The sequence below is a fragment of the Enterococcus sp. AZ149 genome (genome assembly GCF_051714285.1).
GTDB classification, from domain to species: Bacteria; Bacillota; Bacilli; order Lactobacillales; family Enterococcaceae; genus Enterococcus_D; species Enterococcus_D entomosocium.
Window position 1 is genome coordinate 2,234,003 of record NZ_JBIORO010000001.1, and the last position, 23,995, is coordinate 2,257,997.

The 23,995-nt window shown below is 36.3% G+C and carries 23 protein-coding genes; 2 read left to right on the forward strand and 21 right to left on the reverse strand.

Annotated features, from left to right (window positions below; translation table 11 throughout):
- Window positions 1-43: 43 nt before the first annotated feature.
- From rfbB to IGI94_RS10450, 17 genes are read right to left on the reverse strand one after another with little or no spacing between them, the layout of a single operon-like run.
- Entirely contained in the window at window positions 44-1,072 is a 1,029-nt protein-coding gene (gene rfbB, locus IGI94_RS10370; protein ID WP_438899711.1) for a dTDP-glucose 4,6-dehydratase, read from the reverse strand.
- A gap of 13 nt (window positions 1,073-1,085) precedes the next feature.
- A complete protein-coding gene (gene rfbC / locus IGI94_RS10375) occupies window positions 1,086-1,667 on the reverse strand; it encodes a dTDP-4-dehydrorhamnose 3,5-epimerase (RefSeq protein WP_005236920.1) in 582 nt (193 codons plus the stop codon).
- 2 nt (window positions 1,668-1,669) lie between these two features.
- Window positions 1,670-2,539, reverse strand: coding sequence for a glucose-1-phosphate thymidylyltransferase RfbA (gene rfbA / locus IGI94_RS10380; protein WP_016613197.1), 870 nt, complete (start codon window positions 2,537-2,539; stop codon window positions 1,670-1,672).
- The gene (locus IGI94_RS10385) at window positions 2,536-3,807 is read right to left on the reverse strand and encodes a flippase (protein ID WP_429969770.1); all 1,272 of its coding nucleotides are present in this window, start codon (window positions 3,805-3,807) and stop codon (window positions 2,536-2,538) included. The genes rfbA and IGI94_RS10385 overlap by 4 nt, the downstream gene beginning before the upstream one ends.
- On the reverse strand, window positions 3,797-4,651 hold the full coding sequence (locus IGI94_RS10390) for a glycosyltransferase (protein WP_429969769.1): 855 nt from the start codon (window positions 4,649-4,651) through the stop codon (window positions 3,797-3,799). Before IGI94_RS10390 ends, IGI94_RS10385 begins: the two co-directional genes overlap by 11 nt.
- Window positions 4,652-4,676: 25 nt before the next feature.
- Window positions 4,677-5,552: a glycosyltransferase gene (locus IGI94_RS10395; protein ID WP_429969768.1), complete on the reverse strand. Its 876-nt coding sequence runs from the start codon at window positions 5,550-5,552 to the stop codon at window positions 4,677-4,679.
- Entirely contained in the window at window positions 5,521-6,669 is a 1,149-nt protein-coding gene (locus tag IGI94_RS10400) for an O-antigen ligase family protein (RefSeq protein ID WP_429969767.1), read from the reverse strand. The genes IGI94_RS10395 and IGI94_RS10400 overlap by 32 nt, the downstream gene beginning before the upstream one ends.
- Before the next feature lie 15 nt (window positions 6,670-6,684).
- Window positions 6,685-7,458, reverse strand: coding sequence for a glycosyltransferase family A protein (locus IGI94_RS10405; RefSeq protein ID WP_429969766.1), 774 nt, complete (start codon window positions 7,456-7,458; stop codon window positions 6,685-6,687).
- Window positions 7,459-8,205, reverse strand: coding sequence for a glycosyltransferase family 2 protein (locus IGI94_RS10410; protein ID WP_429969765.1), 747 nt, complete (start codon window positions 8,203-8,205; stop codon window positions 7,459-7,461). It lies immediately after the preceding gene.
- 1 nt (window position 8,206) lies between these two features.
- A complete protein-coding gene (locus IGI94_RS10415; RefSeq protein ID WP_438899712.1) occupies window positions 8,207-9,040 on the reverse strand; it encodes an NAD-dependent epimerase/dehydratase family protein in 834 nt (277 codons plus the stop codon).
- A complete protein-coding gene (locus IGI94_RS10420) occupies window positions 9,037-9,651 on the reverse strand; it encodes a sugar transferase (protein WP_438899713.1) in 615 nt (204 codons plus the stop codon). Before IGI94_RS10420 ends, IGI94_RS10415 begins: the two co-directional genes overlap by 4 nt.
- Before the next feature lie 12 nt (window positions 9,652-9,663).
- The gene (locus tag IGI94_RS10425; RefSeq protein WP_438899714.1) at window positions 9,664-11,481 is read right to left on the reverse strand and encodes a polysaccharide biosynthesis protein; all 1,818 of its coding nucleotides are present in this window, start codon (window positions 11,479-11,481) and stop codon (window positions 9,664-9,666) included.
- Between the two features lie 12 nt (window positions 11,482-11,493).
- Window positions 11,494-12,258, reverse strand: coding sequence for a tyrosine-protein phosphatase (locus tag IGI94_RS10430; RefSeq protein ID WP_086292090.1), 765 nt, complete (start codon window positions 12,256-12,258; stop codon window positions 11,494-11,496).
- A gap of 23 nt (window positions 12,259-12,281) precedes the next feature.
- Entirely contained in the window at window positions 12,282-12,989 is a 708-nt protein-coding gene (locus tag IGI94_RS10435) for a CpsD/CapB family tyrosine-protein kinase (protein WP_005234973.1), read from the reverse strand.
- Window positions 12,990-12,998: 9 nt separating this feature from the next.
- On the reverse strand, window positions 12,999-13,778 hold the full coding sequence (locus IGI94_RS10440; protein ID WP_008378786.1) for a YveK family protein: 780 nt from the start codon (window positions 13,776-13,778) through the stop codon (window positions 12,999-13,001).
- Between the two features lie 15 nt (window positions 13,779-13,793).
- On the reverse strand, window positions 13,794-14,726 hold the full coding sequence (locus IGI94_RS10445) for an LCP family glycopolymer transferase (protein WP_005234969.1): 933 nt from the start codon (window positions 14,724-14,726) through the stop codon (window positions 13,794-13,796).
- Window positions 14,727-14,771: 45 nt separating this feature from the next.
- Entirely contained in the window at window positions 14,772-15,641 is an 870-nt protein-coding gene (locus IGI94_RS10450) for a hypothetical protein (RefSeq protein WP_016613512.1), read from the reverse strand.
- Window positions 15,642-16,502: 861 nt separating this feature from the next.
- On the opposite strand from IGI94_RS10450, the gene IGI94_RS10455 reads away from it, so the two are divergent.
- The gene (locus IGI94_RS10455; RefSeq protein WP_438899715.1) at window positions 16,503-17,972 is read left to right on the forward strand and encodes a helix-turn-helix domain-containing protein; all 1,470 of its coding nucleotides are present in this window, start codon (window positions 16,503-16,505) and stop codon (window positions 17,970-17,972) included.
- Window positions 17,973-18,270: 298 nt separating this feature from the next.
- Here IGI94_RS10455 and IGI94_RS10460 read toward each other — a convergent pair whose 3' ends face one another.
- From IGI94_RS10460 to IGI94_RS10470, 3 genes are all read right to left on the reverse strand, one after another.
- Window positions 18,271-19,467, reverse strand: coding sequence for a 3D domain-containing protein (locus tag IGI94_RS10460; RefSeq protein WP_438899716.1), 1,197 nt, complete (start codon window positions 19,465-19,467; stop codon window positions 18,271-18,273).
- 205 nt (window positions 19,468-19,672) lie between these two features.
- Window positions 19,673-20,440 carry a putative ABC transporter permease gene (locus IGI94_RS10465; protein WP_005234965.1) on the reverse strand — a complete coding sequence of 256 codons (768 nt, stop codon included), beginning with the start codon at window positions 20,438-20,440 and terminating at the stop codon, window positions 19,673-19,675.
- A 138-nt stretch (window positions 20,441-20,578) separates the two neighbouring features.
- Entirely contained in the window at window positions 20,579-20,956 is a 378-nt protein-coding gene (locus tag IGI94_RS10470; RefSeq protein ID WP_005234961.1) for a DUF7006 family protein, read from the reverse strand.
- Between the two features lie 488 nt (window positions 20,957-21,444).
- Between IGI94_RS10470 and IGI94_RS10475 the strand changes: the two genes are divergently transcribed.
- Window positions 21,445-22,068 (forward strand): hypothetical protein, encoded by a 624-nt coding sequence (locus IGI94_RS10475; protein ID WP_005234960.1) that lies wholly within the window; start codon window positions 21,445-21,447, stop codon window positions 22,066-22,068.
- A gap of 71 nt (window positions 22,069-22,139) precedes the next feature.
- On the opposite strand, the gene IGI94_RS10480 is transcribed toward IGI94_RS10475, so the two are convergent.
- Window positions 22,140-23,993, reverse strand: coding sequence for a glucosaminidase domain-containing protein (locus IGI94_RS10480; RefSeq protein WP_438899717.1), 1,854 nt, complete (start codon window positions 23,991-23,993; stop codon window positions 22,140-22,142).
- Window positions 23,994-23,995: the final 2 nt, after the last annotated feature.

Sequence of the window (23,995 nt, forward strand, 5' to 3'; positions counted from 1 at the left end):
CGCTTCCTTTCAAAAAAGCAGGATCTCTCCTGCTTTTGATTCCTTATTGTCCCTGTTCTGCGTAACTTTTCTCAACTTGATCTTTTTCATCTTGCCACCAAGAAGGATTGTTTCGATACCAGTCGATCGTATCAGCTAGACCTTCTTCAAAATCCGTGAACATCGGCTGCCAACCCAATCCTTCTTTTAATTTTGAGGCATCGATGGCATACCGCAAGTCATGACCGGGGCGATCAGTCACATGATCATAGGCATCTTTTGGCTCTCCCATCAATGTTAAAATCGTTTCAATGACTGATTTGTTGTCTGCTTCTCCATCAGCACCAATCAAGTAAGTCTCGCCAATTCGACCTTTTGTTAAGATTGTCCATACTGCTGAAGAATGATCATTTGTATGGATCCAATCGCGAACATTTTTTCCTTCACCATATAATTTTGGTCGTATGCCACTCAGAATATTCGTAATTTGGCGTGGAATAAATTTTTCGATATGTTGGTAGGGACCATAATTATTGGAACAGTTAGAAAGGGTTGCCCGCAAACCGAACGAACGAACCCAAGCTTTGACTAATAAATCAGAGCCAGCCTTTGTGGAAGAATAGGGACTAGATGGGTTATAGGGTGTTTGGTCGGTAAACTTCTCCCCTGGTCCTTCCCCATGCCCTGGAAGATCTTTTCGTAACGGTAGATCGCCGTACACTTCATCGGTTGATACGTGGTGATAACGCACATCGTATTTTCGACAAGCTTCAATCAATGTATAGGTGCCAATCAGATTTGTCTGAACAAAAGGAAATGGATCTTTCAATGAGTTATCATTGTGTGATTCTGCAGCATAATGAACCACCGCATCGGTTTGCTGGACCAACTGATCGACTAATGCGCTGTCAGCAATATCGCCAACCACTAACTCTACACGATCTTTTGGAAGACCCGCTAGATTTTCTTTGTTTCCAGCATAAGTTAGTTTATCTAAAACAGTGACATGGATCTCTGGGTGATGATTAACGACATAATGGACGAAATTTGACCCAATGAAGCCTGCCCCTCCGGTTACAATGATTTTTTTCATGTCCACTCGCTCCTTATATCTCGCCATAAATAAACGGGTTTTGTTCTTCAAACGCTTTTAAAGTTGGGTGATGTTGGTCTTTTTCCGAAAGAATCGCTTTTTCTTTTGCAATGGGCCAATCGATCGCCAAATCAGGATCATCAAATGCAATACCTGCATCAGCCTGAGCATCATAATAATTATCACACTTGTACAAAAAGTTTACATTTGAAGTCAATGTCATGAACCCATGAGCAAATCCTTTAGGAACCAACAATTGTCGCTGATTACTTTCAGATAAAATATAGCCTTCCCATTCTCCATAGGTTGGACTTCCTTTTCTAATATCAACGATTACATCTAAAACGGCACCCGTCACCACACGAATCAATTTGGTTTGCGCGGCAGTTCCTTTTTGAAAATGAAGTCCTCGCAAAACACCTGCTTCAACGGACAAGGAATGATTGTCCTGTACAAAGGTTTGTGTGATTCCTGCTTCTTGAAAATCAGCTTGAGAATAGCTTTCGGTGAAGAACCCACGATGATCACCAAAGACAGCAGGCTCTAAAATCAAGACATCTGTCAATTTTGTTTTTGTTACGGTTAATTTTCCCATGTTTATGCCTCACTTGCCAGGTTCAATAAATATTGACCATATTGATTTTTTTTCAATGGTTGTGCTAATGCGATCAATTGCTCCTGATTGATATAACCCATTCGATAAGCAATTTCTTCTAAACAAGCAACTTTAAGATTTTGTCGCTTTTCAATGGTTTCAATGAACGTGGATGCTTCTAGTAAGGACTCATGTGTACCTGTATCTAACCAAGCAAATCCCCGTCCCATCACTTCTACTGAGAGTTTTCCTTCTTCAAGATACTTTTGATTGATATCGGTGATTTCCAATTCTCCTCGTTCAGAAGGGACAATTTTTTTAGCAATCTCAACAACTTGATTATCATAGAAGTATAAACCTGTCACGGCATAGCTAGACTTTGGCATAGCAGGTTTTTCTTCAATCGAAACAGCTTGCATCGACTCATCAAATTCTACCACACCAAAACGTTCTGGATCGTTGACATGATAGCCAAATACCGTGGCACCTTCTTCTTTTTGAGCAGCTTTTTGTAACATCTTAGATAAGCCACCGCCATAGTAGATATTGTCTCCTAAAATCAGGCAGACACTCTCATTTCCAATAAATTCTTCCCCAATGATGAAAGCTTGTGCAAGTCCATCAGGTGTTGGCTGAACAGCATATTCTATCTGAAGTCCTAATTCTCGTCCATCGCCAAAGAGCTCTTCGAATCGTGGGGTGTCCTGTGGTGTAGAGATAATCAAGATCTCTTTAATGCCAGCCAGCATCAGCGTAGACATAGGGTAATAGATCATTGGCTTATCATAAATTGGCATCAATTGTTTCGATGTTGCTTTTGTGAGTGGATACAAGCGTGTGCCTGATCCTCCTGCTAGTATGATTCCTTTCATTTACCTACACTACCTCCTAAAAAGTATCGTGTTTCTTCATCTTTATATACACATCTGATAATAAGCAGAGAAGCCACAGATTCAATAAATACTGTATTAACTGCAGTACCAATTTCATTGAATAGAGGAACCAAAATAAAAGTAGATATCAGACTCAGTATTCCTGTCAGAAAGTAGACTTTTGATAATTTATTCTGCCACCCCATGTTTACCAGAACTAAAGTTCCAAATATTTTAGCCCACAAAATTATCAAAGGAATAAAAGACATAATCATTATTAAACTTATTGAACGATTGTAAGAATTTCCAAAAAAATAAGGAAAAGCGAATGGAGATGCTACACAGAGTAAAAAACAAATCATACCCACTATGATAGTCGAATACTTAGTTATTTTCCTAACAAATAATACTGCATTATTTTTATTTTGTTTTAGTAGTAAACTTACATTAGGATAAACGGCTTGAACTAATGGTGATGTTATATTTGTTACGGCTTTAATAATTTTATCTGCTGCAGAATAGTAGCCAACAGAAACATTACCAGCAAAAAAACCTAAAATAACTACGCTACTAGTTGTATAAAAACTGGTAAAAACATTAGACAAAAATAGTGGAAATGCTTCTTTTAGTTGTTTAACTAGTAATTGTCGTTTTGGAATTATGATGGTAGCTTTTTTTGAAATAATAATTATCGTTAGACTTAAAATACCAGACAATATTGAACCTAATGTGTTTAAGATTGGAACTAATAAATAATCATTCGGTGTTTTTACTAAGATAAATATACCAATAGTAAATACTAATTTGGATACAAAATTCAAAATCGCTGTAAATTTCATTTCTTCAATACCTTGAAAATAAAATGATGGAAATAAAACATTGCCTAACACCATGCCAAATGTGTATAAATACAAATTTGTATATCCCTGTAGTTTAGGTAAAATGTTGACGAGTACCATCAGAATTCCAAAGCAAGCAATTAATAATATAGATTTTAATATCATTATAGACCATAGGATCTCCGACTGTTTGATTCTATTCCCTCTACTCTGAGAAACATCACGTGCACCGGTTAAATTAAATCCAAATTCAGTTATAAGTATAAAATATTGAATAATTGCTTGTGAAAAACTAATTAATCCATAAGTTTCAACGCCTAAAGTTCTTGTAAGAAACGGTAAAGTTATAAGAGGTAAAATATAGTTCATGATTTGTACACTAGCTAAAGAAAAAAAATTCTCAACTAATTTATTTGATTTAACCTTCATTTAACATCCCATCTTTCAAGCCCTTGGCAATCGCCTTTATTTTTAAAACTTTTTTTTCTTCGAAAAAAATAATTTTTATGAAACGTTTTAATAATCTTCTATTAGAATCATGAAACCAGTTTTTATATTTTTTATTATACATTTTATACAACCAAATATAATTTCTATAAATATAATACTGGCGAAATGGAGAATGATTATAAACTGAAATATTCTTACCAAAAACTTTTCTTGTTGAAATATATCCCAATTCATGATGAAGCACCGCATGTGCTGATTCAATAACTACTAAATCTTTGGATTGCAATTGAAAACAAATCTCATGATCCACATGATCAATAAAATAATTCTCATTAAACCATATATTATTTTGCATAAACAAGTTAACATTCAATATATTTCCTGATGTCATAATGGTCTCTACTATAGAGTAATGAGTAGATCTATCTTTGGAAACGATATTTTCATCATCATAAACATACTTTGGGCCTATTATTGCCGGATATGTCTTTTTATCTTCTAAAAATTTTAACATAGTTTTTTCCATTTCAATCAAATAGTTTTCACTTGGAAAACTGTCTTGATCTAGAGTTAAAATAAATTTATAGTTACTATCTGAAGCAAATTTTAATGCAATATTTAACGGCTCTGCAATGCCTTTGTTACGATTGTCAGATAGTAAAGTGACCCTAGGTTCAATTTTCTTTAAAAACTCATTTTTACCTTCAGAATTATTAACAACTAAGATTCTTAAATCTCTATTTAAAAAATAATCTGTCAATTTAACAATATTTTCATCTGGATAATATGCTATTATAACAACCAAAATTTGACTTGGATTCATATAAGATTCCTCTTTCTAAGTCCATTTAAAACTTATTCCTAATTTTTGAAATAATATATTTTTCGAATGTTCCAATTTTAAAACAACATATATACCATGGCATTATTAATTTTGAAGCTTTAAGCCATTTTAAAATATAAACTTTCTGAGACTCCAATAAAATTTTTTGTCTGTTTATAAAACTCCCAATACTTTTCTTTGTTGAAGTTCCACCAATATGAGTAATCTTAACTCTAGTATCAACAAATACCTTCTCTGTGACTAAAGATATTTTTTTAAACAATAGATTTTCTTCACCATAAAGAAAAGTTGTTTCATCAAAAAAGCCTACTGATTCAAACAGCGCCCCGTCAATAATGAAAAAACATCCGGATAAAACATCAACTTTCATAATTTTATTATCATAGTTTTCAAAATTATAAAATCTACTTTTATTTATAACCTCAGAAACTTTGGTTGTAAAAAAAGTTGTTTCACTGAATAAATGATAATATGTAGGAAACTTCCAAGCAAAATTCCTTACGATTTTATTTTTATTATCTGCAACCAATCCACTGATTGCTTTTGCTCCATCAGTTTTGATATCATCAACAAGTAAGTTAAAATCTTCTTCACTTATAATAATATCAGGATTGCTAATAATATAGTTTTTAACTTTGTATTTCTTTGCAGCATAACGAAGTCCTAAATTATTTCCAGCTGAATATCCATTGTTCGTCTTATTAAAGATTAGATCAATTTTGGGCTTTTTATTTAAAGATTGAAGGTGCTTTTCTGAATCGTCTGAAGAATTATTATCAACAACGATAATTCTATCGATCCGATTAAATTCAACTAGCGAGTTGACTATCTTTAATGTATTAAATGCATCATTGTAATTTAATATTACCACTATGTTCATCATGTAACTCCTTTTCGAGAAAAAATACGGTTATTCCCCACCATATAGTTGAAACATTTAAATAAAAAAATATTTCAAATAATGTGTGAATCATTAATACACAATAAGCAAAAAAGAAAGCTTGAATGGTTTTTGACCCTTTGTATCCTTTTGAATTTAATAATTTCAATACAGGAAACAAATATAGCATGATTGAAATAATACCTGCAAAAATACCAAAGCTTCTCAGAGAAATCAGAATAAAATTATGTGGATCGTTTTTAAGAGAGTATCCCATGCCAAATATATTTTGAGAGATATCTTGTAAAGAATTAATGATGAGTATATCTCTTCCTGAAATATATCCATCAGAAAGAGATGAAATTGTTGCATTCAAAAATACATTGCCAATTGATGTTTTGCTTAACCCCAAATAGATAATTCCAAAGAGTATTATTAAAGACGAAATTAACCACAATTTCCCTTTTTTTCTCGAAAACCATATTTGGTATAATGTATAAAAAAGTAAAACAAATATAACTGAAATTATTGCTGATTTAGACATAGTTAATAACAAACCTAAGGAGGCAATTAAAGTGTAAATCAACCAATGCTTTTTCTTACCAACATATTCAAATACCAATATGAAAGATATATATATCGATAAATAGTTAGAATTCCCCATAAATGTTGACGCAATTTCTTTTATTGTATAATAATTTGTAGAGTTAATTGCACCATTTAAATAGAATGATATAGAAAGCTGAACAATCAAACTTATAAGCAAAATTCGATTAGCATATATATAATCTTCTAGATTAAAATTGACGTTAGAAAAGAAAATAAATATTAAGATAATATATGTATACACAATTACTGGTAATATTGAAGACATACCAAAAGGAGACCAAAAAAATGTTAACATACTGTAAATTATCATAATAAACGATGTAATTATATATTTTCTTGAAAAAGAATAAATACGGAAATCACTTTTTTTGTATAATATTTTAAGTGTAATCAAAACAATAAAAAATAACAAGAAAACTTCTGCGTAGTTTATATTATAATTTTCCGAACTGTAACTTATAGTTAAAAAGTTTCCAAAGGTTAAAAATAAAAATAAAATCTTAATCATGAATTATCCTCATATCTATGATTTTTTATAATCTGCGGCACCCTTGAACAAGGATTTCAAGGCCTTAATTCTCGAGATTGAACTTTGATTGTTATACCTTCTTAACCAAAACTGAATTATATAGAAAAAGAAATACTTTCTACTTATAGCTGCAAATAATGCTCCCTTGTCAAAATAAAACTTTTCATTATATCCCTTAAACCATGTTGAATCTTCATTATAAACATCTGCAATTGTTTGAGTCACTGAATATACTTTCAATTTTTTATTCAGGACATTCATTAAAAACAAAGAATCTTCTCCTGATCCATATTTAGCTCCACCACCAAATAACAAAGAAAAAAATATTGCATTCTTGTGAATCTTGTCTCGCTTAAACGCAAATGTTACTGTTCCATATCTCAAAGCATTGTAAAATCTGACACGTCCATTTTTAGTTGTAGTATTTTTGATTTTCGATTTATTGTGCACCCGAACGTTAAATATTATCATATCAGCATCCGGATTGTTTTTAAATTCATTCAAAATTATAGATTCATAGTTATCTACAAAAACTTCATCATCATCTGCCATTATCAAAATATCGTCCCAAGCATTTATTAATGCTAAATTACGCGATTTTCCAACACCTCTTTGATTTGAGTTAAATACTTCAACATTGAATTCTTTCTCTTCTAGTTTAATATATTTATTCTCATCACACTGGTTAACGTTTATGACGTTAGTCTTTATATTCATACTTTTATAGTGCATTATATCTTTGTTTAATGATGATAATAATACTTGCAATTAATATTCACTTCCTAAGATAGATTTTTTGATCCAAAATAGTACGAGAAACATAGATGAAAAAAAACTCAAGTTCTCATACACTCTATATATTTCCCAATGGTATTTAATGAGAGATTTCTTATCATACGAAAGACTATTTACTACAACTCTATGCGAACCTAGTACTTTATTTAAGCATCCTAATTTTTTTGCTTTTTTTATCACTTCAATCCACATAAGATAGTCGTTTCTTTTCCTTATATTTGGAACCTCAAATTTACCTAATTTATGTGAATCATATATTACCGTTGAGTTTCCAGGACAATACTTCAATAGCATTTTATAATCTGCAACCTCGGGATATTTTATTATTCGATCCAAATCAATTGATTTCTCATCGATTTTATTATAATAAGTACAAGAAAAACTTAGTTTTTCTTGTATCATGAATGCTATTTGCTCTTCTAGTTTTTTCGGAAACCATAAATCATCACTATCTAAAAAGGCAATGTATCTACCACTTGCTCTATTTACACCAATATTACGAGATTGTGCTGCACCTGAATTAACAGATTGGTATAAGGTCACTATTCTTTTATCCATCTTCTCGTACTTACTAATAATTCTTTTTGTATCATCTTTAGAATTATCGTCAATTAATATAAGCTCCCAGTTCTCGTAAGATTGATTAAGAACACTATTTATTGCTTCTTCTAAGTACATTTCGCAATTATAACACGGCATTATTATCGATACTTTATCCAATTTAATCCACACCTTGCTCAATAATTAAACTTCCAAATGCTTTATTTATTAATCTTCCAATTCTACCAGGAAAATACCCCAGTAAATAAATAATCAAATTTAATCCAGAAAAAAGATATACCTTCTTCCCCTTTGATGCAGCTATTTCTTTGACCATAAAACTAGTTCTCTGAAATACTGGATCTTGTGGTAAAAATACACCGGAATCGGAAAAATCCACTCTTAATTTAATAAAATCACATAGGCGATAAATATTTAACATTGATCTTTCATTTTTTATATTCGGAAAAACTGGTGTCCAATTTGCTATCTTCACAAGCAGTTGATAATTTCCTTTACTTCCCTCACCATATATCATTGGAGGACGGATGAATACTATTTTAAATGTGTCACTTTTGAGAGGTGTCAATTTTTGTTCAGCTTTCCACTTACTATCCCCGTAAAAATTAGATGGATTAGGTAGAGTTTCTGAAGTAATAACACGCTTCTTATTTATGTTTGTTTCCTCACCATAAATAATAATCGAACTCATAAAAATAAATTGTCCGTTTTTACCATTCAAATCATTTTTGTACTTTTCTGCTGTCTCAACTGCAAGATCGCAATTCACTTTATAATAAAGTTGTTTCGTTTCTTCACTGACTTTTGATACATCTGCATGAGCAATTCCTGCGACATGAAAAACAGAATCATACTGAGAGAAATCTTTTTCTTTCCATTGATCTCCATGCATATCAATTGTATCAATTTGATAGTTATCGCCAAATTGCTGCATCCATTTCTCAAAGGATGTGCCGATATAACTATTCGCTCCTGTAATTAGAATTCTTTTCATTCGATTTCCTCCTTCTTCATCGTTCCAGTCCCACCTTCAACGACACCGTCACTTTTGAAAACAGAAGTAATCGTACCAAAGAAGCATTTTATATCCATCCTTAAACTAATATTATCCGTATATTTGCCATCTAACTTGGCCTTAATTGGAATCTCAAGCTCGTCTCGACCACTAATTTGAGCCAAGCCAGTCAATCCTGGTCGAATATCATTTGCTCCATACTTATCACGCTCTTCAATCAAATCATATTGATTCCAGAGAGCAGGACGAGGCCCAATGACAGCCATATCACCTTTGATAATATTGAACAACTGAGGCAGTTCATCCAAACTGGTTTTTCTTAAAAATTTTCCGACCTTGGTGATATAAAAATCAGGGTCTGCTAAAAGATGTGTCGGCATTTCTTTCGGTGTATCGATCTTCATTGTCCGAAATTTATAAATGTTAAAATGGGTTTTATTCTTTCCAACCCGTTTTTGTTTAAAAATAATGGGACCCTTTGAATCGATTTTTATCGCTAGACATAATAGTAATAGTACTGGTGATAAAATAATTATCCCTATTAGCGATAACAGAAAATCAATAATTCTTTTCATTCCATCCTTATACAATAAAACCCACTCCTATTTGTTTGAAGCATTTGCAAATTTCACAATTTCATTAGCCAATGTAGCACTATCTTTAGGAAGTGCATCTACAAAACAAAGTACCTCTTCCAATGAATATCCTTTGATATTCCCAACAAAAATTTTCTCAAAGACTGCTTTATCATTTCGTTCTTTATCCAGCAAAAGCTCTTCATATAATTTTTCCCCAGGTCGAATCCCAGTTTCAATAATCTCAATCTCTTCTTCGCTATAACCACTTAGACGAATCATATTCTTCGCAAGATCAACAATTTTCACCGGTTCGCCCATATCTAAAATGAAGATTTCGCCACCTTGAGCAAGTGCCCCTGACTGAATAACCAAGCGGCTAGCTTCTGGGATCGTCATGAAATAGCGGGTCATACGAAAATCAGTTACTGTGATCGGTCCACCTTTTGCTATTTGCTCACGGAATACTGGAATCACACTGCCTCTTGAACCTAATACATTGCCAAAACGCACAGCAGAAAATTTCGTGCACCCTTTTTCATTTAAGCCGGTAACAATCATCTCGGAGATGCGCTTTGTTGCCCCCATGACGTTTGGTGGATTATTGGCTTTATCCGTAGACACCATTACAAAGTTTTTCACTTTCGCAGCTTTGGCAGCTTCAGCGGTATTTTTCGTTCCGTAAATATTGTTTTTCACTGCTTCTTTAGGATTGTATTCCATCAACGGTACGTGTTTATGTGCTGCCGCATGATAAACGATATCCGGTTTGACTTCCTTCATGATTTCAAACATCTTTTCTCGATCTTGTATATCGGCTATAACAGGAACGATTTCGGTAATATTATCTTTAAAATTGATGTTCAACTCACGGTCAATTAAGTAAATCGAGTTTTCTCCATGTCCTAACAAAACTAGTTTTTTAGGATTGAATTGAATCACTTGGCGACAGATTTCGGAACCGATCGATCCACCAGCACCAGTCACTAATATCGTCTTTCCAGTAATTTGATCTTTGATGGAGTCGATATCCAATTTGACTTCGTCTCTGCCTAGCAAATCAACGACATCGATTTTCTTCAAACGTGAGGTGCTGATTTTTCCAGAGGCGATTTCTTCCATTGATGGCATCGTGTTGACTTTGACATGCAAAGGTTCAATTAAGCTAAAAATACTCCGCAATTTTTTCCGTGACAAGGATGGAATAGCGATCGTAACCATATTGATCTCATACTTTTGAATCAAATCAGGTAAATCACTGATACAACCCAAGACTTTTTTCCCAGAAAGATAAGTGTTTCGTTTATTCGGATCATCATCGACAAATCCGATAATATTAATGTCACTTGCCGTTTTCGAACCTACGAAGCTATTGTAAAGAATACGGCCGCCTTCTCCTGCACCGACGATCAGGGTATTTTTGACAACCTCATTGGACGTACCCCTCATGTTTTTTCTTTCAATATAGATCCGCCAAATCAATCGACTAGCAATAATCAGAAAGAGCGAAAGAAAGTACGTAAAGATCACTAAGCGCACGCTATAGGTTTCATCACCGAAAAACAAGATCACGTTACAAGTAAAAGCGCTGCATGATACAGCCAAGAAGATAGCGATCATTTCTTTCAAGTTCGTGTAACGATTGATCCGAGAAAAAACACGAAATACGGAACCATAAAAAAGGTAGAAACCGACAGACAGACTCACCGACATCAATGTAAATTCTTTTGGAATCGCCACAAAGGGTTTCATAAAATAAACTGCTGCAATATTTGCTGCTATGATCAATAAACTATCTACAACTATCAAAGTTACAATTTTTCTTCTTCTCGTTAATTCAAACAACCCAGTTGCCCCCTAAAATAACCCGAATTTCTTTTTTTTCACTTCTGTAAAAGCTGGAAAACTGATTTGATCCCCGTTTATCAAATCTTTTGCTACTTGTTTCATCAAGGTTACTTTGAGCATGCCAAAATCTTGCTCAATTTGCTCATAAGCTTCTTTTAAATTAAAGGTGCGTTTTGTAACGCCATGGGCATCCGAAGCGACCATCTGAACAAGATTATGTTCAACCATTGTTTTTGCTGTTTTTTGGATTTCTTTTCCAAATACGCCGACATAACTTGGCGCAGTTAACTGTGCCAAACAGCCCATATCCAAAAAAGGGATGAGATTGTTAGGGTCTTTTCTAAAATGAGCATTCCGCTCGGGGTGGACAATGACTGGAATCTTTCCCAGCTGTAGTAAATCGAAGAATATTTGTTCTGTATACGTAGGCACTTCAATGGTAGGAAATTCTATCAAGATATACGTATCATCAAGATCTGTAAAAAGGATGTCATTTTTCTGTATATCCTCAATTAAATCTCCTGTTATCCTAACCTCTTGCCCCTCAAGAACTGTCAAGGGCAGGTTCCGTGCGTCTAATTCTTCTTGTAAAGAGGTAACGAGAGAAATGACCTCTGACTTCGGATTGCGGTATTTTCCATTGTTATGATGTGGGGTACAAAGGATATGCGTAATTCCTTGGCTAATCGCTTTTTCAGCCATAGCAATGCTCGCAGTGATGTCTTCTGCACCATCATCAATTCCTGGTAAAATGTGGCAATGTAAATCAATCATTTCTCTCGTCTCCTTCAAATTAATTAATTTCCATAATAATAGTAGTAACCTGAATCTTTCGAGTGTTCGGCACCGTTATAGACCACCCCAATGATTCTTGCTTGAACCATATTCAAAAGATCTCTCGCTTTTGTTAAGGATTCTTTACGTGCAACATTTTCTCGAACCACTAAGATCGTCCCATCTGCTTTCGATGCCATGATTTGTGCATCGGTGACTGCTACAACTGGTGGCATATCAAAGATAACCACATCGTAAAGGTTTTTCGCTTCTTCCATCACTTGGTTCATTCGTGCTGACCCAAGTAGCTCAGATGGATTTGGTGGTTTTGGTCCGCTAGTTAAGACAGATAAATTATCAATCACCGTTTTTTGAGCTGCTTCAAGGACGCTCGTTGAGGTACTTAATACGGTACTCAATCCACTCGCATTGTTTAAGCTGAATGTTTTGTATACAGTAGGCTTTCGCATATCGGCATCAACTAACAATACTCGTTGTCCTGATTTTGCAAAAACAACCGCTAAATTAGCTGAAGTTGTCGATTTTCCTTCACCTGGACCAGAAGAAGTAACAACAATGGTCTTGATTTGTTTATCTGCTGAAGACGCAAATTGAATATTTGTACGGATCGTACGATATTGCTCTGAGATTGGTGAAGAAGGATCAATTAGCGTGATCAAACTTACTGCATGTGTCTGTGTCCCAGTACGTTCTTGTTTTTTTGCCATCATTGTTCCCTCCTAGACCCGGCTACGACTACGGCGTGATTCTGCCGTTTTGTCGCCTTGCGGTTTCTTAATAAATGGTGCGCTTGGCTTTTTCTGAATGGTCGCAGCCAATTCTTTTGGTGACATTTGGGGTACAGTACCCAATACGGTAAAGCCTAATGTTTCGGTTACAAATTTATCATCTTTGACAGTTCGATCTAGTAGCTCCAATAAGAAGGCTAAACCGACACCGACCATGATCCCTAATACCAGACCAATAGCTAGATTTAGTTTGTTGTTAGGTGAAACGGGTGTAGTACTAGCTACCGCACTTGAAATGATTGAGATTTTATCAACATTCATAACATCTTGAGCATTTTCTTGAAAGACCAATGCTGTCGTATTGGCAATATTTTGCGCTGACACTGCATTTGTACTAGTTGCCTGAATGGAAAACATTTGTGAGTTCTGTGACTGGTTGATCGAAATGGATTCTTTCAATTGTCCGACAGTCAAGTCAAGGTTATTTTCAGACTCCAAACGATCCTTTACTTGTGTCATAACCAAGTCACTGACAATCATATCTTTATACGTATTGATCATTTGCAAGTTTGTATTCACATCGTTGGCATTGGTAGTTTCGGATTGAGGCAATGTCACAATCAACTGAGCTTGTGAACTGTATTTCGGTGTAATGACAAAGAAGGTGAATATCCCTGCTAAAGCTAAACCAGCAAACATTGAAATAAAAATAGCAGCTAAGTGTTTCCGTAGAATTGCGAATATTTCTTTTAAGCTAATTGTTTCTTCCATCTTTTCTCCACTTTCCTATTCATTCTCTAGATTTAGTTGAGCTTTCAACTCTTTTTGAACTCTTGCTAGTTCTTCGTCACTCACACGCTGATATGAGATGCCATCTTGCATGAATCCTTCCCCTTGCAACTGATCTTGTTTGATCGTTTGAAAGGCACTGCGATAGTTAAATGCTAAGGTTCGCATGTCATCGAAACTCATATCTGTCTTCATGTTTTGCTCAACGGCATTTAAGATCGTTTGATATTGGGTGATTCCATCAAGACTCAAGACTTTCTTAACGATCCCTTCAACGATTTTACGTTGGCGTTCTTGACGTCCATAATCGCCGTTTGGATCTTCATAACGCATTCTTGAATAGGCAAGGGCTTGTTCGCCATTTAGTGATGTACGTCCGATAGCAAAATCAAAGCCATCTTGCGAAAAGGTGATTTCATTATCAACTTCAATGCCGCCAACCGCATCGACTAATTCTTTCAAACCAGCCATATTGATTGATACATAATGATCGATCGGAATATCCAAGAATTTTTCTACGGTATTCATTGCCATCGCTGGTCCACCAAAAGCATAGGCATGATTAATTTTATCTGTCGTCCCATGTCCAACGATATCAACATAGGAATCTCTTCCAATACTCACCACCGTCGTCTGATTGTCTTGCGGGCTGATGGTCGCCACCATCATGGTATCAGAACGTCCTTGTTCGACTCTTCCTAAATCACCGGTATCGATCCCCATCAGTAAAACCGAGAAGGAATCTTTTTGGGATAGGTCGACATCATTTTCACGTAGACGATCTTCTCGATCACGTTCGACTGATTGATAGGTTTCTTGAATTGAGTTTGATACATCAAAATATAATTTTGCAGCGACACCGATCATTCCGATGACTAACACTGCAACGATTGAAAAGATGATTAAAAAGATTTTTTTTCCTTTTGACATTTGCTTTCCTCCAGTTATCTCTATTTTCTTCGATACATCTTTAAATTAGTAAACAGTGTCTGAACTTTGGTCTGTCCAGGTGCCATCTCCTGCGGATGTATCCTCTGAATAACTTTCCGTTGAAGCGGGGGGTGTATACGTGCTGTATCCTGTGTACCCCATTTGGGTAGCGACTTTATCTGCTAATTCGGTGAATTTCTCTTTCAATTCTTCGTTGCGAACTTTGCTGATACTGTCGACTGCACTCAGGTATTTTTCTAAGGTGACTTCACTTGTCACCTCATCCCCATCAAGCATTTCATCAAAAGTTTCTTGTAATTTTGCAATGCGGTCCAATTGAGTATCCGCATATTCTAAATAGGAAACAACTAACTCTTTCCATTTACTATCCTCAAAAAAGCTCAGATTTTCACGGACATTCCCGACATCCGTTTCTTTTAGATCAGCTCTAATGGTGACATCATTTTCAGCACTTTGCCAATTTGAAACACCTTCAGTAAATAAGGCTTCCGTATCCGCTTGTACTTTTAATTTTGCCTCGATGTCTTTTAGCTGATCATCAAGGGCGGTTTTTTCTTGTTGGATCTCCACTGACTCACTTGGCAGTGCATCATCATCGATCCCATAATCGTCTGCAGATACTTTCACTGCAGAAAGTTTTGCGACTGTTTTAAGAACGTCTTCTTCTTTAAGATCTTTTCGCAAAAACGTTTGATCTTCGTTGCTGTAAAATTCAGCAATTTCATTTGACAACTCATTGATGCGATCTTTTTCGCTGGCAATCGCTGTCTGTGCATATTCGACTCGTTGCTGATATTGCCTTTGGTTATTTTGTCGGTAACCAATAAAACAAATTGCAACGGCGCCAATACCAACGGCTAAAACAGTCAAAGTCTTTATTAACGGCTTTCCCATGAACACACTCCCTACTTCAATTGTGCTTGTTTAAGCATTCTGCCTTCCTCTCACATAATAAAGGCAATTCTAGTTTATTATAAGAGAAATGTATCATTAAATAAAGGAAATTCCCGTTTTTTATTTATTAAGGTATATTTTTCGTCAATAAAAGACTTATATAATGCCAAACATCAGTTATTTTAAAAAACCATAAATAACGTCTACTTTACTTGACAGCTTTTTTAAACCCTCATTTTAAATAATGAATAATTCAGTTATAATCGTTGTTCTCATCACCTTTGAAGGTTGTCACATTATAGAAAAATAACCTTAAGAGATTATATTCGTTCACTTTCTCAACATCTTTTCATTATAAATAGAAAAGATAAGAAATTCAGAAAGTATTTTTATACACTTTTCTTGTTATTATAAATTAATTTGGCAAAGCTGAATTCTTTTCTTGGCGCACTTAGGGTTTCCTTTGCGGCTGCTATTTATTTACGTCAATCGTTCCTGTTAAAATTATAAGTTGTCTTTCGCAAAGTGACTTTTTTCTTCAATTCTGTTCCCCTTAATATTCAATCGCCCCCCCGAAAAACAATAATCATTTAATTTTTATTCCACCACTAAAAACTTATCGCCTCGTCCCCTCTCTGGCTATTCAATTTCCATCAATCTTCTTCGACATGCTGGAAAAAACGTGTTTCTACCTATATATATGCCGATCGTCAGTTGATTTATAGAAAATGCAAAAAATCTCGCATAGACTCAGGTATAGATTTCACCAATCGATGAAATACGTGATTTGTTTTTTCTTCCCTATCTTCTTTAAGATGAATAAGTAAGATTTGCGATTTTGTTCATGAAAGGAGCCACGTCTTGAGAAATTTTCAAATAAATTTTATTACTAATACTGCAACGATTCGATGGCTGAAAATTTTGAGGGCATTCGAGAAAAATTATCAATGTTCGACTCAAGGTTTGGCAAAAATTTCAGGAAGTACCACGCGAACGATCGTTACGGATGTGACGGATCTAAAAGAGTACTTTGGCGATTGTTTATCGATCGACTCTTCTCACAAGGGCTATATTTTTTCGATCAAACATTCCGCTGTTTATTTAACGAAAAAACGTGCACTGATTGCCAATGAGATTCTGTTCCATATCATCGAAAGTATTTTCCACAATGATCTTTATAGCTCATCTGAATGGGCTGAGAAATACCATATATCAGAAAGCACTGTTCTTCGCTATTTGCGGAAAGTGCAACCGATTTTTTCTTTCTATCGTTTGGAGATCCAAACCAATCCTATTTGCTTTATTGGTGAGGAGATCAATATTCGCAAGTTTTTCCATGATTTCTATTACGAATCGGAAATTACTGCCCATACGATTTTTCCGCCGATCGCCATCCAAAATATCACTGCTAGCGCTTTTTCTAGATGTTATCAACTTGACCAGCATGCTTGTTCGTTTGGTGAATTCAATTATTACTTGTATATCACCTTTGAGCGCCATTGTGCGGGTCAAGGTATCGAGTTGCCTAAGCAAATAAAAAAAATATTTGAGCAATATAATGATTTTTGGCTATTTTCTGAAATCAACGAGACAATGAGTGAACAATACCAAAAAGAACTTCCCTATGAGGAAGTCCTTTATTTGTTCTTATTGGTGAAAACCCGTCGTTCGATCAGCAACTTGGCGATCGAACAAACCTTTTGTAAAGAGTATAATCATTGGCCTGAAATTAAGCAGCTTGCTGCAGCCTTTGTCAAGGATTGTTTGCCAGATACTCAAGATAGCGCTCGTGACCGGCTCTTAGTAGAATCCTTTTTTACGGTAGCAAAAATCAAGCAATTATTATCCCCCTTATTAAACCATATGATTTCGGATACCGTTCATTTTGTCGAAGAGGCGTATATGGATGATTACCATCTATTTAAAAACTATCTGTTGACGCAACCATTAGCCAGAGAAATTTGGGACAGTATCACACTGGAACACTTAGGAACGAGTCTTACGATGTACGTTACCTCTATTAAATCTTTGTACTGGCAAGCAAAGAAGAATATCGCTTTTTTGTTTGAAGGCCCCTTTTATTTATGCCAATTATTAAAATGCAAATCTGTTCGTTATTTGCGCAGCTCTCGGACATTTTATTTTCCAGACTCCAATGAATTGTCGGCAGGCTATTTGGAAAAAAATCAAATTGACTTGATCGTCACCAACTATACGGAATACATTACCGAATATGCCCAAGACATTGATTATTTGCTATTCAAAACTTTTCCCGATGAGCACGACTGGGAAACTTTAGAAGAAAAACTGAATGCCAACTTCAATCCTTGATAAATGAAAATCTTGGCTCTTTAATTTATGGGACTGAGGAATCATAACTGATTCTTCAGCCCCATTTTCATTTTAGGTATTAAAAAACATATCGTTCTCTAGTATGATTAGATCACCACAAAATAAATAACTGAGAGAACGATTGTAAGGACTTGTGAGCAATTTAAATCAAAATAGAGCGTATCGTTCGGGTCGGCACTGACACAGCGATACGCTCTCTACTTATGCCTTATTCTATTAAAAGCAAAAAAAGAAGCAGCCACTTCATTCAGTGAGCTGCTTCTTGCTAGTTGATTGATTAATCGAGAATCGTTACTTTTACTTGACGACGTCCCCATTGGATACATTGTGCTACGTTATCAAAGTGAACATCAATGATATTTCCTTTGATCGCGCCACCAGTATCAAGCGCTAGTGCTACGCCATAGCCTTCAACATTGACTAAGGTGCCTAACGGAATCACGCTTGGATCCACGGCAACTGCCATTGGATTTTTACGTAAGTCTGTACCGCTTGCTGTAAAGAAACTGGAGCCAGCTTCTTTATAAGAGTAGGCAGTTGATTCCATCATCAATGTCCGACCACTGCTTGTATTGCTGTTGTTGCTATTGTTATTGTTGTTGTTGGTATTGCTTGAGCTGCTATTTGAGCTATTGTTACTGCTTGAAGAGCTGCTCGATGATGAGGTGCTGCTTTCAGTCGTATTGCTGCTCGATGAAGCAGCCGATTGTGATTCAGAAGCGCTTGAACGTTCGGCAGCTTGGGCGGCTTCTTTTTCTGCTTTTTCTTTCGCTGCTTGTTCTGCCGCTTCTTTGGCTGCTCGTTCTTCTGCTGCTTTTTCAGCAGCTAAGCGAGCTGTTTCAGCTTCTTTGCTTGAAGCGATTTGTGCCAAGGTTGATTCGTTTTCTTTCAATTGGGCTTGTAGATTCGCAATTTTTGAATCCAGTGTTTTGGCTTCTGATTCTAATGCGGTTTGATTTTCTTTCAATGATTGCTGTGTTGACTGTGCTTTTTCTTCTAAAGCTTCTAGCTTTTCTTTTTCAGTTGTTAATGAATCGATCTTTTCTTTTTCCAAGTTTTGTAACATCGTCATCGCATAGGCACGATTGATAAAATCTTGGATGTTTGATGATTCTAACAGTACCGTCCAGTCTCTGGTAGCCCCGCCATTGACTTGGATGTCTTTCATACGTTCCGCAACGACTGCTTCACGCTTTTCAATTGTTTCTTGTGCAGTTTTGATTTCTGCTTTGGTTGTTGCTAATGATTCTTCATTTTCAGCGATTTGAGATTTTAGCTCTTCTACCTCACTGTATTTCGCATTCACATCAGTCAATGCAATCTGTACTTCCGTACTGATTTCCTGACTTTGCTGCATGACGGCACTTTCTTGCTCTTGCAATGATTCAAGTGACTCAGCCTGCGCAAAGATTGGAGAAACGATTCCTGCCGCAAAGACAGCGACAACGATTGTTCGTAGTTTCTTTGCCTTCAAAAAATTCCCTCACTTCTCACTATGTTTTCCAACATATCCTATTATACAAATTCTTAAGAAGAATTTTATTGCAGGACCTTTACAATTTGTTACAAATTATCGTAATAGTGGGTGTTTTAATCGTCTTTTTCAACTGAAATCAGTCAGAAGTGGGAAGAATCAGCATTGATAAGGGTTTATTTTTTGTAATCTTACCGTAACAAACCTATTTTTTCTTACGGATCGCTTCAATAAATCGAGACAATTCCTGACTGCTTTTTATCTGATTGATTTCTAACTTTTGAAAGTTTTTTAAGAGTCTTCTTTGATGGAAATTCAATCTCGGTAGATTCTGTTTTAATACGCGCCATTCTTCTGGAAACGCTGCGAAGCGCCCTTGCCAATCGTTTTTATATTGCTCAATATTTTCAGCCAATTCTTTTTTGTGCTGTTCAAAGGCTTGATTGACCTGTTGCACCGCTTTCTGAAAGGCAACCAAGTTAGCTAGGGTATAGCCCATATCAAAAGAGAGAACCATTAATAAGAAAACTGGCAATAAGAATCCTACGCGAGCACTCAATGTTTGAACAATCTCCAGCATTTGCGGATGAACAAATCGAACAATGAGCACACAGCACACGCCCCAAAAAAGAGAAATCGGCAATGCCACCCGTCCATTGATATTTAATGGGACTTCTTTATAATCCCACCATGAGGCATGAAAAAAACGCTCAAGTAAATAACTTGTCACATATTCAAGCACGGTAACCAACAACGCTGCCGCAAAGAACAGTGGAATCACTTGCTCATGCAATGGCCGCAATAAATAGACAACGCCAAGAATCCCAAAGCCGTAGATGGGTGTGATGGGACCAACAAGGAAGCCCCGATAAACAAAGTGCTTGGCTTTTAGTGAGCAATAAATGGTTTCCCAAAGCCAACCGATAAATGAGTACAAGAAAAATAATAAAATGATCCGTTCAAATTGAACCATACCTATCCGCTCCTTTTCAAACTGTCACAATGATCTGTGCAATCGTACTTGTCATCACAATCATACCACAAATCAATCAGTCTTATTTTGAATCAGTGCAGTAGCTTATTCCCTGTTTGAACGTTCTTTTTTCGTTGCTTATTGATCACCAAAAATAATTGATGGGTGCACTTGTTCTTTCAAACTATAGCCACATAGTTCTTTGTTAAAGGTAAAATGATCTTGTTCCACATTTGCAATGATCTCATCTTCGGAAAATCCGTGAAAATCGTAGTCATTGATATAACTGCGAAGTAATACTAATTTTGCATCGATCAAGAGAACTCTTTGGATATCCATCCAAAAAGCCATGTCTTTATTTTTCAATATTTTTTTCAATTCTGCTTCCTGTGCTAACCAGTACGCATAGACTGATGGCATTTCACCTTTAATGGTTTCAGCAGATAATCCTTCTCTCATTTTTACTAGATACTCATTTACTGATTGATAAAACAATTTCCTTCCCCCTAGTTCCATTATTTTAAACGTAGATCTTATGTTTCTTCTATTCCTCGCCGCTTTGAGCTATCTTTCTCTATCCGGCTGTCGCTGATGTCGCCCTACTTTTTGTATCGAAAGAAGCCATAGTATTTCGCAACAAAATTCTGACAATTATTCAAAACAAATAGATAAATAAAAAACACACTATTATTTTATAGATATAACCGACACAATTTTTAACTTCACTATTCTTTTAATGCTTCCTTTCTTTTCTAAAGCATAGCAAAAGTCGCCCCGTATTTATAATCAACTTTTGCATCAATCTAAGAAAAAAGTGAAAATAAGCGGTAACAGTCAGTTATTTCGGCTACATTTTTTTAAATTTATTATTTAACAATCCTTTATTTTTTTCTTTTCATGCAGTAACTGAGAATATTTTATTGCGTTATTTCCTTTCCTATTATACGATTAACTAAATAATGTTGGTTATTTGAAAATAGAAAACAAAGGGGAACGTGAGAATAATGAGAAAAAGTGTTGTTTTTAGTTTATTGGGGTTCACACTTCTTTTTGCTGGCTGTACGCCAAAAGAGGAGAAACCAGCTTCAGAAAGCACGGAAAATGCAAGCGCTACAAGCTTATCTATGACTTCGTCAACAGAAGTCGCGCAAGAATCGACGGGCTCTTCCAGCGAAGCGGCTTTACCGAGTTCGGAACAAACCATCACAGGCGTGAGTGGAACAAACTATACCATCGATTTGCCTAGTAATTGGCAAGAGGTACCCGATTTCACTTCATTGAATCCTGACAATGATTTCATGTTGTCAGATGCGTTAGAAACGAAATACTTAGCTGCAGTCGTTGAATCGAAACAAGATTTTGCCGATTTAGAAACATATCTCGGATTGGTTCAAGAAAATTTGGCAACAAGCTTCGATACGACCGCCACCTTTTTACCAATTCCTGACACGAAGGCCTATTTCGTTGATTTCCCAGCGACAGTTGAAGGGCTAAATATCCACTATATTTATTATGTACTTGAAACCGACAATAATTATGTTCAGTTGTATGGTTGGACGTTAGAAAGCTTATACGACTCTTCAAAAGACGAGCTAACAGCGATCATGAACAGCTTCAAAGAAGAATAAACAAAACATCTGGAACCATTTTGGCAAATAGCCGCAAAAATGGTTCCAGATGTTTTTTCATTTTATCTACTTTATCTACGGACTACAAGACGCTGTCCTACAAGAATCAATGAGCCAGAAAGATTATTCCACTGCATCAACTGATTCACAGTCACACTGTAGCGTTGCGAAATGCCCCATAGAGTGTCTCCCGAACGTACGGTATAGGTGGTGCTGTTTGATGAGGAAGTGTTCGTTTCTTGAACATACGCTGCACTTACCCAGCCACGCCCTTCAATTCGATACCAGACGTTGTTGCCATTCACACTGGTTCCGGTCTTTTGCGCAACCGCGCGAAAAGAGGAGTTGTTTAACAAAGAACCAACAATTCTGGCACTGGTAGACGCATCAGAGCGAATATTCAATGTTGCGGTTGTACGAAACTCTTTGTTGATGCTTTGCTCAGAGCTATTACTTCCAGCGTTCACTTCTGTCACGTACGTAGCACTCACCCAGCCGCGTCCTTGAATTCGATACCACACATTGTTTCCGTTGACACTCGTTCCCGTCTTTTGAGCCACTGCTCGAAATGTCGCATTACTTGCCAAGGAGCCAACAACAGAAGCGCTAGTCGATGCATCTGAACGGATGTTCAAGGCAGCAGTTGTGCGGAACTCTTTGTTGATGCTTTGTTCGGCATTGTTGTTATTGTTGTTACCATTATTATTGTTGTTATCATTCCCACCCGTATTCGATGAGATCTCCGTCACGTGAGCAGCACTTACCCAGCCACGTCCTTGAATTCGATACCACGTCGTATTGCCGTTCACACTGGTACCAGTTTTTTGCGCTACTGCTTCAAATGTTGCATTGGCAGCCAATGAACCAACGATCGAGGCGCTAGTGGAAGCATCCGAACGGATATTGAGTGCTGCATTTGTTCTGAATTGCTTATTGATCGCCTGCTCAGAATTGTTATTGTTGTTATCATTTGAACCGCCACCACTTGATGTATCGTACTGGGTCAAATTGTGCGTTTCAATCAAGTTGTTTAGCTTACTTGCATAAGAAGTATCGGTGGCATAACGTCCTTGCAGCCATTGAGTCGCGTCACGATAAGAATTTGTATTAGACTTCCATGCCCCATGGTAGAAGAAAACACCCGGCGAAAATGAGGTAGTTCTCAAAACGTGTGCATTGTCTTGAAAAGATTCTTTTAATGAGGGGTATTTACGAAACCTAGCAATAATCGGATAGAGATTGCCATTCCCGTCATCTTCCATGGTTTGCATCTCTACAAATTGTCCATTGTAAGATCCCTTGATACCAAACATATTATTTGCAAGAGTGGTCAGCGTGGATTGCCCCCAACCCGATTCTAAGATCGCTTGGGCAATCATGACCGAAGCGTAGAGGTCATTTGCCCCGGCAACTTCTTGTGCCATTGGTCCTACTTGCTGAATAAATGCTTGCTGATTGTTGGAACGTGCCATTGGATTGTTGTAGTTGGGCATGACCTTCGTTTCAATGGCGATCCGCTCTTCTTCTGACAGAACAGGAATATCACTATCGGTTTCTGCTTTATTCTGTTCAGAAGCATCATCTGCTGGTGCATTTTCGGGTACCTCTTGGATGTCTACTCCATCCGCACTTTCAGCTTCTGATGGATCGGTACTATCTTGAGTTGCTGGTGATCCCTCGTTCACTTCTTGATCTTCTACAATGCTCACTGAATCATGCGTCGATGTGTCTTGGGTTGACTCTGCTGTTTCAACTACTTGAACACCATTTTGGGCTTCTGCTGACTCGAGTGTATCTGCTAAAACATTCATCGGCAAAATATTCACCGTACTAACAAGTGCAGCGGTTGCCGCCGCACTTTTACGGTAAAGAAGCCCTCTTTTTTGTTTCTTCGCACGATAACGAAGTTGTTTTCTTTCTTCCATTT